Annotated in this window: 9 protein-coding genes and 1 riboswitch; of the genes, 6 read left to right on the forward strand and 3 right to left on the reverse strand. The window is 70.4% G+C overall.

Annotated features, from left to right (window positions below; all coding sequences use genetic code 11):
- The first annotated feature begins 132 nt into the window (after positions 1-132).
- Together OHT51_RS17145 and OHT51_RS17150 are read left to right on the forward strand one after the other, a co-directional pair.
- Complete coding sequence (locus OHT51_RS17145) at positions 133-1,491, forward strand: SWIM zinc finger family protein (RefSeq protein WP_328879829.1); 1,359 nt, start codon at positions 133-135, stop codon at positions 1,489-1,491.
- Between the two features lie 174 nt (positions 1,492-1,665).
- The gene (locus tag OHT51_RS17150; RefSeq protein WP_328879830.1) at positions 1,666-3,312 is read left to right on the forward strand and encodes a DUF5691 domain-containing protein; all 1,647 of its coding nucleotides are present in this window, start codon (positions 1,666-1,668) and stop codon (positions 3,310-3,312) included.
- Between the two features lie 125 nt (positions 3,313-3,437).
- Here the strand turns inward: OHT51_RS17150 and OHT51_RS17155 are convergent, their stop codons facing one another.
- Positions 3,438-3,854 (reverse strand): cobalamin B12-binding domain-containing protein, encoded by a 417-nt coding sequence (locus OHT51_RS17155; RefSeq protein ID WP_328884350.1) that lies wholly within the window; start codon positions 3,852-3,854, stop codon positions 3,438-3,440.
- A 648-nt stretch (positions 3,855-4,502) separates the two neighbouring features.
- Here OHT51_RS17155 and OHT51_RS17160 point away from each other — a divergent pair.
- Positions 4,503-5,363 carry a lipase family alpha/beta hydrolase gene (locus tag OHT51_RS17160; protein WP_328879831.1) on the forward strand — a complete coding sequence of 287 codons (861 nt, stop codon included), beginning with the start codon at positions 4,503-4,505 and terminating at the stop codon, positions 5,361-5,363.
- 302 nt (positions 5,364-5,665) lie between these two features.
- Positions 5,666-7,135: a M23 family metallopeptidase gene (locus OHT51_RS17165; RefSeq protein ID WP_328879832.1), complete on the forward strand. Its 1,470-nt coding sequence runs from the start codon at positions 5,666-5,668 to the stop codon at positions 7,133-7,135.
- Between the two features lie 96 nt (positions 7,136-7,231).
- Here the strand turns inward: OHT51_RS17165 and pcrA are convergent, their stop codons facing one another.
- Entirely contained in the window at positions 7,232-9,718 is a 2,487-nt protein-coding gene (pcrA, locus tag OHT51_RS17170) for a DNA helicase PcrA (protein ID WP_328879833.1), read from the reverse strand.
- Between the two features lie 365 nt (positions 9,719-10,083).
- Positions 10,084-10,252: riboswitch (cyclic di-AMP (ydaO/yuaA leader) on the forward strand.
- 8 nt (positions 10,253-10,260) lie between these two features.
- Between pcrA and OHT51_RS17175 the strand changes: the two genes are divergently transcribed.
- Together OHT51_RS17175 and OHT51_RS17180 are read left to right on the forward strand one after the other, a co-directional pair.
- On the forward strand, positions 10,261-11,427 hold the full coding sequence (locus OHT51_RS17175) for a C40 family peptidase (protein ID WP_328879834.1): 1,167 nt from the start codon (positions 10,261-10,263) through the stop codon (positions 11,425-11,427).
- 245 nt (positions 11,428-11,672) lie between these two features.
- A complete protein-coding gene (locus OHT51_RS17180) occupies positions 11,673-12,659 on the forward strand; it encodes a tellurite resistance/C4-dicarboxylate transporter family protein (protein ID WP_328879835.1) in 987 nt (328 codons plus the stop codon).
- On the opposite strand, the gene OHT51_RS17185 is transcribed toward OHT51_RS17180, so the two are convergent.
- Positions 12,637-12,990 (reverse strand): hypothetical protein, encoded by a 354-nt coding sequence (locus OHT51_RS17185; RefSeq protein WP_328879836.1) that lies wholly within the window; start codon positions 12,988-12,990, stop codon positions 12,637-12,639. The two genes, OHT51_RS17180 and OHT51_RS17185, sit on opposite strands and share 23 nt — an antisense overlap.
- Between the last annotated feature and the right edge of the window lie 270 nt (positions 12,991-13,260).

Here is a 13,260-nt window from a genome sequence, read left to right on the forward strand (position 1 = left end):
GTTTCGGATCTGGCATCCACGTTGCACCACGCCACTGACAATGCGTTCCGACCTGCGCAAACACCCTTGCGGGGCCGTTCGCGGGCTGGCCGCCCGGGCCGATTGTCAGTGGTGGGATCTACCTTCGATGGCATGACTCAGCAGGGGGTGCGCTGGACCGCGGACCAGGTGCTGGCACTGGCACCTGACGCCGCATCACGCAAAGCGGGAAGCAAACTCGGCGCGGCAGGGCCGTGGTCCGAGGCGGGGAGTTCCGACGAGGGGACGGTGTGGGGGCTGTGCAAGGGCAGTGGCAGCAAGCCGTATCAGACGGTCATCGATATCGCGGACGCGGCCGGGCCCGCGTACAAGTGCAGTTGCCCGAGCCGGAAGTTCCCGTGCAAGCACGCGCTCGGGCTGCTGCTGCTCTGGGCGGGCGGCGAAGGTGCGGTGCCGCCGGCGCAGCAACCGCCGGACTGGGCGGAGGAGTGGATAAAGGGGAGAAGGCAGCGCGCTGACGAGAAGCGGACGGCGGATGCCTCCGGTTCCTCGACGGCGTCCGCTGATCCGGAGGCGGCGCGGCGTCGTGCGGAGCGCCGGGCCGTGCGCGTCACGGCGGGGGCGACGGAGCTGGAGCAGCGCCTGGCGGACCTGCTGCGCGGCGGCCTGGCCGGCGCGGAGCAGGCGGGGTACGGGCTGTGGGAGGAGACGGCGGCCCGCATGGTCGACGCCCAGGCGCCCGGACTGGCCGCGCGGGTGCGGGAGCTGGGCGCGATCCCGGCGTCCGGCCCCGGCTGGCCGGTGCGTCTGCTGGAGGAGTGCGCGCTTCTCCACCTCCTCGACCAGGGCTGGCTGCGTCGAGAGGGCCTGCCCGACGCCCTGGGGGACACGGTCCGCTCCCGCATCGGCCTGCCCGCCTCGGCGGACGGCCCGCCGGTCCGCGACCGCTGGCTGGTCCTCGCCCAGTACGACACGGCGGACACGAAGCTGACGACGCGCCGGATATGGCTGTACGGCGCCGAGTCGGGCCGCACCGCACTGCTCCTCTCCTATGGCGCCGCCGGCCGCGCCCCGGAGCTCGCGCTGCCGGTGGGGCTGGCCCTGGAGGCGGAGGTGTCGGCGTACCCGGGTGCAGGACAGCTGCGGGCGGCCCTGGGCGAGCAGTTCGCACCGCCCGCGCCCGCGGTCGTACGGCCGCCGGGTGTGACGACGGCCGAGGCGACCGCACGATACGGCGAGGCGCTCCGTGACGACCCGTGGCTGGACTCCGTGCCGGTGACCTTGGACCGGGTCGTACCGACCCCGGACGGCGACTCGTGGCAACTGGCAGACGCCGACACGGACTCGGCTCTGCCACTGACCCCGGCCTACCGTGCCCGCCCGGGCCTGTGGCGCCTGGTCGCGCTGTCGGGCGGCGCGCCGGTCAAGGTGTTCGGCGAGTGCGGCCACCGCGGCTTCACCCCGCTGACGGCCTGGCCAGAGGGACAGGGAGAAGTGGTGCAGCTGTGCTGAGCGCCACCGGCTCCGTGCACTCCAGCTGTGCTGAGCGCCACCGGCTCCGCGCACCCGCCCCTCCCGCGGGGCCACCCGGGTCCGCGCACTCGCCCCTCCCCAGCGCCACCGGACTCCAAGGCCCCTGTCCCCACCCCACAGCACCCAGCACCAAGGCAGAGAGGAACGACCCTGATGAACAGCCCCTCGGTTCCCGTGGACTCGCCGCCCAGCGCCTGGGAGGAACTCGTCACCGCGGCGCTGCTCGGGACGGACCGGCGTACGCCTCCCGGCTGCGCACCGGGCCAGGAAGCACCGCTGGCGCTGCTCGACACGGCGGCCTTGGAGACCGTACGACGGCGGGCCGGGCTGCGGCCGGCCCGGGCGGCGCGGCGGCCGCGGCCGGCTCCCGAGGACCCTCGCCCCGCACTGCCCCCGGCGGCGACCCGCAGGCTGGCGATGCTGCTGACCGACCGTCCCGGCGCGGGCGGCGGCCGAAGGGGCACGGCGCCGGACCTCATGGAGCTGCTGCCCCAGTGGCTCGCGACGGCGAACGACCGCGGCTTCGCACCGCCCCCGCAGTTGCTGCCCGCGCTGCTGGACGCGGCGCGGGGCCGGACGGACCTGCGCCCGGCGGCGCTGACGTTCGCCGGCCCGCGGGCGGTGTGGCTCGCCCGGCTGAACCCGGACTGGCGGTTCGCCCTGCGCGCGACCCCTGGCGGCGGCGCGTCACTGCCCCACCTGGACAACCCCGCCGAAGTCCAGCAGCTCTGGCAGGAGGGGCTGTTCGCCGAGCGGGTCGCTCTGCTCTCCGCGATACGCGCGGGTGATCCCGCCGCCGCGCGCGAGCTGCTGGCCACGACGTGGGCGACCGAGCGGGCCGAGGACCGGCTGATGTTCCTCGACTCGCTGCGCAGTGGTCTGGGCCCGCAGGACGAGCAGTTCCTGGAGCAGGCGCTGGCCGACCGGAGCCGCAATGTCCGCGCGACGGCAGCGGAGTTGCTGTCGGCGCTGCCGGGTTCGGCGCTCGCGGCGCGGATGGCGGTGCGGGCCGGGACATGCGTCGCCCTCGATCACACCGGCGAGGCCCCGACGATCACCGTGGAGGCACCCCACGACTGCGACGCGGGCATGGAGCGCGACGGTGTCGTGGCCAAGGCCCCGGCGGGGCGGGGTGAACGGTCGTGGTGGTTCGGCCAGTTGGTGGAGGCCACGCCGCTCGGCACCTGGCCGGGGCGGCTCGGCGGACGCACGCCTCGGGAGATCGTGGCGTTGCCGGTGGCGGACGACTGGCAGGGCGAGCTACACGCGGCTTGGTGCCGGGCAGCGGTGCGCCAGCGGGACGGCCAGTGGGCCAGGGCACTTCTCGGGTCACCCTCGGCCCCGGAAGCCGGCGGTCCGGGTGCGGTGTCCCTGGCCGAGCGCGCAAAGCTCCTCGGCACATTGAGTCCTGCCGAACGGGCCGAATGGGTCGGCGGGTTCATCGCGACGCACGGCCTGTCCGAGGCGTTTCAGCTGCTCGGAGTCTGCGCCGTGCCCTGGGCGGAGCCGCTCGGGCGGGCGGTGGTCGACGCGCTCAACATCGCGCGGGACGCTGGGAGTTATCCATGGAGTTTCAGCGGAGTGATGGGCCTGGCCGAGCGCTGCCTCGACCCGGCCGAGGCAAACCGCCTCGACGGCCTGCTGGCGGTACCGGACGAGCCGGAGGACGCGTCTCCGGGGGCAGGGGGTTACTGGGCGGAGGCGTTCCAGCGGCTGGTCACGACGTTGCGGTTGCGGGCGGCCATGATCGACGAGCTGACGCCGTCCAGCCCGGCCGAATCCAGCCCGGCCGGCGTTTGAGGACGAGGCCGTTCAGTCCGAAAGGGGCCTGGGGGCGGAACCCCCAGCCACCGGCCACGCCGACGAACCCACGCATCCGCGCACCCACGCATCCGCGCACCCGCGCACCCGCGCCGAGCAGCGCCCTACGCTCCCGCCGGCTGACGCACGTTCGCCCGCACCCAGTCCACGATCGCCTGAGTCGTCGCCCCCGGCGTGAAGATCTCCGCGACACCCTTCTCCTTCAGCGGGGCGATGTCCGCCTCGGGGATGATCCCGCCGCCGAAGATCAGGATGTCCGCCGCGTCGCGCTCCTTGAGGAGGTCGATCACTGCGGCGAAAAGGGTGTTGTGGGCACCGGAGAGGATGGACAGGCCGATCGCGTCGGCGTCCTCCTGGATCGCGGTGTCGACGATCTGCTCGGGAGTCTGGTGGAGCCCGGTGTAGATGACCTCCATACCGGCGTCGCGCAGCGCCCGCGCGATCACCTTGGCCCCTCGATCATGGCCGTCGAGCCCAGGCTTGGCCACCACCACGCGGATCGGACCGGCTGCCACACCCATCACTGCCTCCATGAAGCGACTACATCCATCCGTACCGACAAGCACCGCTCACATATGAGTTATGCCGCACTCGCCGCACATGTCATACATGGTGCGCGTATCGCACTTTTCCGCCGCTCACAGCACCGGACGCACCCGCACGGCACGGACGTCCCGGGCCACACCGCCCGGGCAAGTAAACGAACGTTATCTCCAGCATCCCGCAACCGGCAGTTTCGCGGTGCAGAGCGAGGGGGAAATCACACGGTGGGACACGTTCGCCGCGCACCGTTCCATATCTCTGCGGCACACGCGCCGCAGCGGTCTGCGGTACACGCGTCGCAGCGGGACCAAGCGCAACGGGAGCCGCAACGAGGTCGCCGCACCACCGCGCCGCAGGCCGCGCGACGTGGCGGTGCGGTGCACCGACGGTGGCACGAAGGGCACGTAGGGCAGGTAAGGCACGACAGCGGGGAGCCTCGTCGCCACACCGGCAGGGAGCCCCCGTCAGGTCATCGGTGCACCATGGCCGACCCGACCGACTCACTTCACGCGCCTCGCTCACCCCACGCGCCTTCCTCGTGCCTCGCCGGCCACCTCCACCGCGACTTCCCATGAAGGCACACGGGGGCCGGAGCCGTCCTCCTGCGTGCCACAAGGAGGTCGGCCATGAAGGTCACCGGGGCAGTAATCCCCTTTCTCCCGCTCTGCCGACGCCTGCTTCCGAGCAGTCTCGCCGGACTCTCCCTGGCCCTGCTGAAGGCGACCGCCCTCGAGCTCGCGATCCTCGCAGGCCATGTGCTGCTCTACCCCTCGGGCATCGCACAGGAGCGCCGGACCACCCCACAGCTCCCCGCGCGGGACACGGCCCAGCTGCCGGCGGAGACCAATCCCCCCGTCGTCCTGCTGCACGGCTTCATCGACAACCGCTCCGTCTTCGTCCTGCTGCGCCGCAGCCTCGCCCAGCACGGCAGGCATCAGGTCGAGTCGCTCAACTACTCCCCGCTGACCTGCGACATCCGCACTGCCGCCGAACTGCTCGGCCGCCATATAGAGGGGATCTGCGAGCGCACCGGCAGCAGGCAGGTGGACGTCGTCGGGCACAGCCTCGGCGGGCTGATAGCGCGCTACTACGTGCAGTGTCTCGGCGGCGACGTCAGGGTCCGCACCCTCGTCACGCTCGGCACGCCGCACTCCGGCACCCGCGTCGTCCCGCTGGCGAACGCGCACCCGATCGTGCGTCAGATGCGCCCCGGCTCACCGGTCCTGGAGAAACTGGCGGCTCCCGCGCCCGGCTGCCGTACTCATTTCGTGAGCTTCTGGAGCGACCTCGACCACTTGATGGACCCGCTGGAGACAGCCTGCATCGACCACCCGGACCTGATGGCACAGAACGTCCGCGTCACCGGCATCGGACACCTCGCCCTGCCCGTGCACCCCGCCGTGGCTACCGGGATCCGGCAGGCCCTCGACTCCGCACGAACCGGAGCCGAGGCCACCGCCCAGGCCGGCGGCCTGACAGTGGCGTAGCCATCCCGCACCATCCCGCCGGCCGCGCCCGAGAGCTGCCCGAGAGTCGCCCGACGACCTGATCGCACGCGCCCCACAGCCTCAGGACAGCTGACCAAACGTCGAACAATCTTCGAACACAAGGCCAAACTCACGCCCGCAGTCCGCCAAAACACGGCCGAATGCCCGTTTCCTGCGCGCGCGAAACCTGCCGAAGATTGTCGTGCCCGCATACCGCCGGGTACAGTCGCCGCACTGCTCTGGCAGCCCCTGTTGTCGAGGCGAGAGAGAAGTTGGTGAACGATCGTCACCCGTCGGGGACCATGACCTCTCCGACTTCGGCTTCCGATGCCGCCTCGGCGCACTACGCGTCGTACGGCGCCCAGGAAGCCCAGTACGGTGACTCCACCACGTACGGCACCTACGACGCCACCGGATTCGGCGCCACCGGGCACGCCACCACGACCTTCGACGCGGACCCCCTGTTCGGCAGCCTTCCCGGCGAGAGCACGGGCGCGTACGACACCACGCAGTGGTCGACGGGCAGCCACCACACCGTGAACTACGACGCCTACGCGGCCCAGCACCACGCCGCCTACGACACCGGCGCGTACGACACCACCGTCTGGACGACCGACCACGAGCGGCTCGCCTTCGTCCCGCAGCAGGCAGCCGGCCACGACACCTCGGGCCAGTGGGACGCGAACGCCTGGCACCAGCCCGACCAGTCCGGCGCCCCGGCCGACCAGACCCAGCACTGGGAATGGGGCACGCAGGCCTTCGACACGGGCGCGTACGACGCCACGCAGTGGAACTCCGACGGCGGCGTAGAGGCCACCTCGCAGGCGATCGACGAGTACGAGCACTCAGCAGAATCCTTCGATCAGCAGGCGACCGCGCACTTCGAGCACCTGGACCCCACGGCGTACGACGCCCCCGTCCAGGGCGACGCCGAGTTGACCGCGACCGGCGAACTCCCCGCCGTGACGCCCCTCCTCGACGACCAGGAGGAGACCGCTCCGGCCCCCGCCCCGCGTGCCGCGTCCCGCAGCGGGTCCCGCTCCCGCCGCCGCACGCCCCCCAAGCGCTCCGCGCTCCTGACCGTCGCTGTGCCCTCGGCGTGCGTGATGGGTGTCGCGGGAATCGCCGCCGCCTCCGTCGGCAGCCTGACCGACGACAAGGAAGCGTCCTCCACGCTGGCCTCGGACGGCGAGGCCGTGAAGCCGTCCACCGCGAACAACAAGCTGGACACCCAGCTCGAGAGCCTCTCCGCCGGCGCCGACGACTTCGCCGACCGGGCCAGCCGCACGCAGGAGCGCATCGACCTCAAGGCCCAGCAGGTGGCCGAGAAGAAGAAGGCCGCCGAGGAGGCAGCCCGCAAGGAGCGGCTGCGCCCGAAGTTCGCGGTTCCGGTCGCACAGCACGGCCTCAGCGCCTATTTCGGCCAGTCCGGCATCAACTGGATGTCCATCCACAGCGGCATCGACTTCCCCGTCTCGTACGGCACGACGGTCATGGCCGCGACCGACGGCACCGTCCGCACGCAGTGGAACAGCGCGTACGGCAACATGATGATCGTGACCGCGAAGGACGGCACGGAGACGTGGTACTGCCACCTCTCCAGCTACCGTGTCGCCTCCGGTACGACGGTAAAGGCCGGCGACCCCATCGCGTACTCCGGCAACTCCGGCAACTCGACCGGCCCGCACCTGCACTTCGAGGTGCGACCGGGTGGCGGCTCGGCGATAGACCCACTGTCCTGGCTGCGCAGCCACGGCCTGGACCCGTCGTAGGCGACCGGCCCACTTCCCCGGCAACCCGCCAACTGCCTTGTGCGCTCAGGCGCCCCCGCTTCTCAACAGCTCAGCGAGGGCGCACACCTGTGAGCGCTACAGCTTCTCCACCGGCGCATACCGCAGCAGCAGCCGCTTCGGCTTGGTGTCCCCGAAGTCGATCGTCGCCTCGGCGTTCCCACCCGTGCCCTTGACCGCCGTCACGGTGCCGAGCCCGAACTGGTCATGCGTGACCCGGTCCCCGACCGCCAGCTGGACGACCGGCTTCTCCGAGGTCCGCCGGGTGGCGAACCCGGACGCCCCCGACGCCGAGGAGCGCGAGCGGGACGAGGACAGCGAGGCCGCCACGCCGGCCGCCGGACCGGAGGACACGGGCGAGGTCGCCCCCGTCCGCTTCCAGTCCACGTGCGCCGCCGGGATCTCCTCCAGGAAGCGGGACGGCGGGTTGTACGAGGGCTGCCCCCACGCACTTCGCATCGACGAGCGCGTCAGATACAGCCGCTCACGCGCGCGCGTGATGCCGACATAGGCGAGCCGCCGCTCCTCCTCCAGCTCCTTGGTCTGGCCGAGGGCGCGCATGTGCGGGAACACGCCGTCCTCCATGCCGGTGAGGAAGACGACCGGGAACTCCAGGCCCTTGGCGGTGTGCAGGGTCATCAGGGTGATGACGCCGGAGCCGTCCTCGTCCTCGTCAGGGATCTGGTCCGAGTCGGCGACGAGCGCGACCCGCTCCAGGAAGGCCGCGAGTCCACCGGAGGCCTCATCCTCAGCCGACTCCTGCTCGAACTCCAGGGCCACGGCCGCGAGTTCCTGCAGGTTCTCGATGCGGGTCTCGTCCTGAGGGTCGGTGGAGGCCTGCAACTCGGCCAGATACCCGGTCCGTTCGAGGATCGCTTCCAGGACGGTCGCCGGCCCCACGCCGGACTCGACGATCGTACGGAGGTCCTCCATCAGCGTGTTGAAGCGCCTGACGGCATTGGTCGACCGCGCGGCCATGCCGTACGCCTCGTCGACCCGGCGCAGCGCCTGCGGGAAGCTGATCTTCTCCCGCTGCGCAAGCGCGTCGATCATCGCCTCGGCGCGATCGCCGATGCCCCGCTTGGGGACGTTCAGGATCCGCCGCAGCGGTACGGAGTCCTCGGGGTTGGCCAGCACGCGCAGGTAGGCCAGGACGTCCCGGACCTCCTTGCGCTCGTAGAACCGAACCCCGCCGACGACCTTGTAGGGCAGGCCGACGCGGATGAAGATCTCTTCGAAGACACGGGACTGGGCGTTCGTCCGGTAGAAGACGGCGACGTCACCGGCCTTCGCATCGCCCGCGTCCGTCAGTCGGTCTATCTCCTCGGCGACGAACTGCGCCTCGTCGTGCTCGGTGTCCGCGACGTAGCCGGTGATGCGCGCGCCCGCGCCCGCGTTGGTCCACAGGTTCTTGGGGCGCCGGGACTCGTTGCGCTCGATGACCGCATTGGCGGCGGTCAGGATCGTCTGGCTGGAGCGGTAGTTCTGCTCCAGCAGGATGGTCGTCGCGTCCGGGTAGTCCTCCTCGAACTGGAGGATGTTGCGGATGGTGGCGCCCCGGAAGGCGTAGATCGACTGGTCGGCGTCACCCACCACGCACAGCTCGGCGGGTGGGATGTCGGCCTCGCTCGGCGGCACGTCGACGGGGTGCTCACTGGTACCGACGAGCTCGCGCACCAGCGCGTACTGCGCGTGGTTGGTGTCCTGGTACTCATCGACCAGCACATGCCGGAACCGCCGGCGGTAGTGCTCGGCGACGTCCGGGAAAGCGCGCAGCAGATTGACCGTCGTCATGATCAGGTCGTCGAAGTCGAGGGCGTTGGCCTCCCGCAACCGCGACTGGTACAAGGCATACGCCTGCGCGAGGGTCTTCTCGAAGCCGTCCGTCGCCTGGGCGGCGAAGTCCTCCTCGTCGATCAGCTCGTTCTTCAGATTGCTGATCTTGGCGCTGAACGACTTGGGCGGAAACCGCTTGGGGTCGAGATCCAGATCACGACACACGAGCGCCATCAGCCGCTTGCTGTCGGCGGCGTCGTAGATCGAGAAGGACGAGGTGAACCCGAGTTTCTTGCTCTCACGCCGCAGGATGCGCACGCACGCGCTGTGGAAGGTCATCACCCACATCGCGTTCGCGCGCGGGCCGACGAGCTGCTCGACGCGCTCCTTCATCTCACCCGCGGCCTTGTTGGTGAAGGTGATCGCGAGGATCTGCCCCGGATGCACATTCCGCTCGGCCAGCAGGTACGCGATGCGATGGGTGAGCACACGCGTCTTGCCCGACCCGGCACCGGCCACGATGAGCAGCGGGCCGCCGGAGTGGACGACGGCCGCACGCTGGTTCTCGTTCAGCCCCTCCAGCAGCGCTGCCGCATCCAGGGCCGGGCGCGGGGCGCCGTCGCGGTAGTAGTCGTCCCGGTCCGGCGGCACGTCGAACTTCCCGCCGAACAGATCGTCCGGAACCGGCTCCGGAGCGTGTTCGTCCTCGGGCGGCGGCGGGTGTTCGTCCGCATGGGCCCGCGGGGCCTGGAGGTCCGCCAGGAAGCTGTCGTCAAAGAGGCTGCTCATCGCTCTCCGAGTCTAGGGCGCCCCACTGACAGCCCGCCGCCGCCCTGAGAACATCACCTGTTTCAGCACTCACCGATCTTCAGAACCCACGCGCCCCGAACACCCCCCTCACCCTCCACAACCACCCCATTACGATCCGCAACCCCCCGAAGCCAACCGATCCAAGTCAGCCGAAATGCCTCCAAAACCCAAAACACCCGCAACTGATTGCTAACCCCTACGCATCGACCACGATCCACGACACACATCGCCAAGGTCACGAAAATGTATCGGGCATATCGAACATCAACCTTCACAGGGGCCACACGAGTTGGCTACCGTGCCGGACAGGCCGTACGACCCCCACCGGCGAACGACGCCGGGCCGCACGGCCTCCGCCGAGTCCGGAGCGCCGCCGTGCACCCGGAGCCGGGGACCCACCGAACTTGGGGTGAATCGGCCCGACTCCCGCCCGGGGAGCGGCCGTAGGGCAACCCTTCCGAACCATCCGCCCGAACCCGACAGCTAACTCGGTAGGCGGAGCATGGAAGGAGTCGCCTCCCTTGGCGTCGCACCGCAAGTCGCGTCCCGCTGGTACGCGCGTAGCAGGCATACGGACCCCCGCCCTCGCCACGGCGGCCCTCACCTCCGTCGCCCTGCTGTCCCAGACGGCCAACGCGAGCCCCTCGACGGACGACAAACCGAGCCTCGAGGAGGTCGAGAAGAAGGTCGACGACCTCTACCGCCAGGCGGAGTCGGCGACCGAGAAGTACAACGCGGCCAAAGAGAAGACCGCAAAGCAGCGCAAGCGCGTCGACACCCTCCTCGACGACGTCGCCCAGCGCACCCAGAAGCTCAACGACGCGCGCGAGGAACTCGGCCGCAACGCAGCCGCCCAGTACCGCACGGGCACCTCGGCGCCGGACACGGCGACCTTCCTCCTGGCGGACACCCCGCAGGACTACTTCGACCAGACCCAGCTGATGGACCGCATGACGGGCCGTCAGAAGGAATCGGTCGACGACTACTTCACCCAGCAGTCCGCGACGATGAAGAAGCGCAAGGAGGCCACCCAGAGCCTCGAAACGCTCACCGAATCGCAGAACGACCTCCAGACGGCCAAGTCCACCGTCCAGAAGAAGCTCGCCGACGCACGCGAACTGCTCTCGAAGCTGACGGCGGAGGAGAAGGCCCGCCTCGCCGCGATCGAGAAGCGCAAGCAGGAGGAAGCCGCCCGCAAGGCGGCGGAACTGGCCCGGCAGCAAGAGGCGGCCGAGCGCCGGCGCCAGGAGGCGGCGCAGCAGCAGGAGAGCAACGACTCCTCGTCCGACTCGTCCTCCTCCGACTCGTCAGCGTCGGACTCCTCGTACGCCACCAAGGCCGAGAAGGCCCTGGCCTTCGCCCGCTCCCAGGTGGGCAAGCCGTACGTCTGGGGCGCCACCGGTCCCGACTCCTACGACTGCTCCGGCCTCACCCAGGGCGCCTGGAAGGCCGCAGGCGTGGACATCCCCCGCGTCACCTACGACCAGGTCAACGCCGGCACCACGGTCTCCCTCTCCAGCGCCAAGCCCGGCGACCTGGTCTTCTTCTACGACGACATCACGCACGTAGGCCTCTACATCGGCAACGGCATGATGATCCACGCCCCGAAGCCGGGCGCGTACGTCCGCGAGGAGTCGATCTACTACGACGGAGAGTCGTCGATCCACAGCGTGGTCCGCCCGGCCTGACGAATACACGCGCGCGCGGCGCACTTCCTCCGCCACGCGCGCGTAGTGGTGCGGCAAACGCACCCGCGCACGGCGGCACGGCCCCGACCCACCCCACACCCGAAGGCGCTGCGCGAACCCCACTCACCCGAGCGGGCCGCCGCAGGCACCCGGCGCTCAACCGTCGCGCGGCAGACGTGCATTTCACCCCACACGCGCGCGTGCCCCCACCTGCCCCACACCCCCCACTCCCTAGCATCGACCCCATGCCCGCCCCCACGACCACCCCCGCATCCCCCCTCCACACCTGGTGGTCGCAGAGTCCCCCCACAGCCGGCGCCGCCGTCATGGCAACCGGCATCCTCTCGGTCGCCCTCCACCAGGCCGGTTACGAAACCCTGTCCCGAATCGCCCTGGCCCTCGCCTGCGTGGCCTGGCTGGCTCTCGCGGGCGGCTTCACCGCAAGGCTCCTCTGGGATCGCGCCAGGTGGCTGAAAGAGGCAGCCACCCCCGCCGCCCTCACCGCCATCGCCGCGACGACGGTTCTCGGCACCCGCTTCGCCACCCTCGGCTGGCAACCCCTCGCCAAGGTCCTACTGGCTCTGGCGGCCCTGCTCTGGCCGGGCCTCCTCATCGCCGTGGTACTGCGCTGGCACCCCCGCATGCCCGGCGCGGTCTTCCTCGGCTGCGTGGCCACCCAGGGCCTCGCCGTCCTGGCCGCAACCCTCGCCGCGACCGAGTCCACGGCATGGCTCGCCCACGCGGCCCTCGTCCTGTTCTGGCTCGCCCTGGTGCTCTACGTCATGGCCCTGACCCGCTTCGACCTGCGGCAGGTGACCAGGGGCGCCGGCGACCACTGGGTGGCGGGCGGCGCCCTCGCCATCTCCGCGCTCGCCGGCTCGAAGCTCATGTCGGCCGACAGCCCCGGCCTGTACCTCTGGAACGAGGACGACACCGACGTCCTGCGCACGGTGACCGTCGCCCTGCTCGTCCTGGACCTGGCCTGGTACGCCGTCCTGCTTCTCGCCGAGATCGGCTGGCCACGGCCGCGCTACGACGTACGCCGCTGGGCAACCGTGTTCCCCATGGGCATGACGGCCGCGGCGGCCCTCTCCGTCGCCACCGCAGTGGACGTCCCGTGGCTCAAGACCCCCGGCGAGGCACTGACGTGGATCGCCGTCGCGGCATGGCTGGCGGTCACGGCAGGCGCAGTGCTGAGCTACACCGAGGTCATGTCCACAGAACGGCGATGAAGACGTTCACCATGGTCAGCAGCCCCACCAACCCGAAGAGCTGCTTGTCCACCGTCTCCTCGTCCCGCTTCACATACACCAGCCCGAGGATCACGATCAGCAGCGCCAGCTTCACACCGATCTTGATGTTGTTGACGGACTGATCGTCCGCCTGGTTGAGGCCGACGAGGATGACGCCGGTGACCAGCATGGTCAGCGCGCCGTGCAGCATCGCGGGCACGAACCGGGCGGCGCCCTGGCCCATCGCCTTCATCTGGGTGAAGAAACCACCCAGCAACGCGGCGATACCGATGATGTGCAGACCGACGAAAAGGTGGATGAGTACGTCCATGGGGCCGGAGCCTAATCAGCCCCGTCAGGGCACCCACCACCGCCCCGGTCTTGCATATATGCGCCCCATAGCACCCCGCAGCCCCCACCCACCTCCCATTCCGCCACATCGGTCAGCACACAGCGTGAACAAGACGCCCTCATCCCGCGATCACGCTCACTTACGGTCACCCAACGATCCGCTCCCGGCACTTCCGCACAACGCGTTACCACCCCGACACACACAGGTTTAGCGTCCTCCACCAGGTGACCGGCTCCCCACCGCCGCCCG

This window comes from Streptomyces sp. NBC_00299 (genome assembly GCF_036173045.1).
In the GTDB taxonomy this organism is placed as follows: domain Bacteria; phylum Actinomycetota; class Actinomycetes; order Streptomycetales; family Streptomycetaceae; genus Streptomyces; species Streptomyces machairae.

What these genes read in the sequence shown, in the direction of transcription:
- OHT51_RS17145 (WP_328879829.1), top strand. Translation starts at nt 133, where the DNA reads ATGACTCAGCAGGGGGTGCGCTGGACCGCGGACCAGGTGCTGGCACTG.
- OHT51_RS17150 (WP_328879830.1), top strand. Translation starts at nt 1,666, where the DNA reads ATGAACAGCCCCTCGGTTCCCGTGGACTCGCCGCCCAGCGCCTGGGAG.
- OHT51_RS17155 (WP_328884350.1), bottom strand. Translation starts at nt 3,854, where the DNA reads ATGGGTGTGGCAGCCGGTCCGATCCGCGTGGTGGTGGCCAAGCCTGGG.
- OHT51_RS17160 (WP_328879831.1), top strand. Translation starts at nt 4,503, where the DNA reads ATGAAGGTCACCGGGGCAGTAATCCCCTTTCTCCCGCTCTGCCGACGC.
- OHT51_RS17165 (WP_328879832.1), top strand. Translation starts at nt 5,666, where the DNA reads ATGACCTCTCCGACTTCGGCTTCCGATGCCGCCTCGGCGCACTACGCG.
- pcrA (WP_328879833.1), bottom strand. Translation starts at nt 9,718, where the DNA reads ATGAGCAGCCTCTTTGACGACAGCTTCCTGGCGGACCTCCAGGCCCCG.
- OHT51_RS17180 (WP_328879835.1), top strand. Translation starts at nt 11,673, where the DNA reads ATGCCCGCCCCCACGACCACCCCCGCATCCCCCCTCCACACCTGGTGG.
- OHT51_RS17185 (WP_328879836.1), bottom strand. Translation starts at nt 12,990, where the DNA reads ATGGACGTACTCATCCACCTTTTCGTCGGTCTGCACATCATCGGTATC.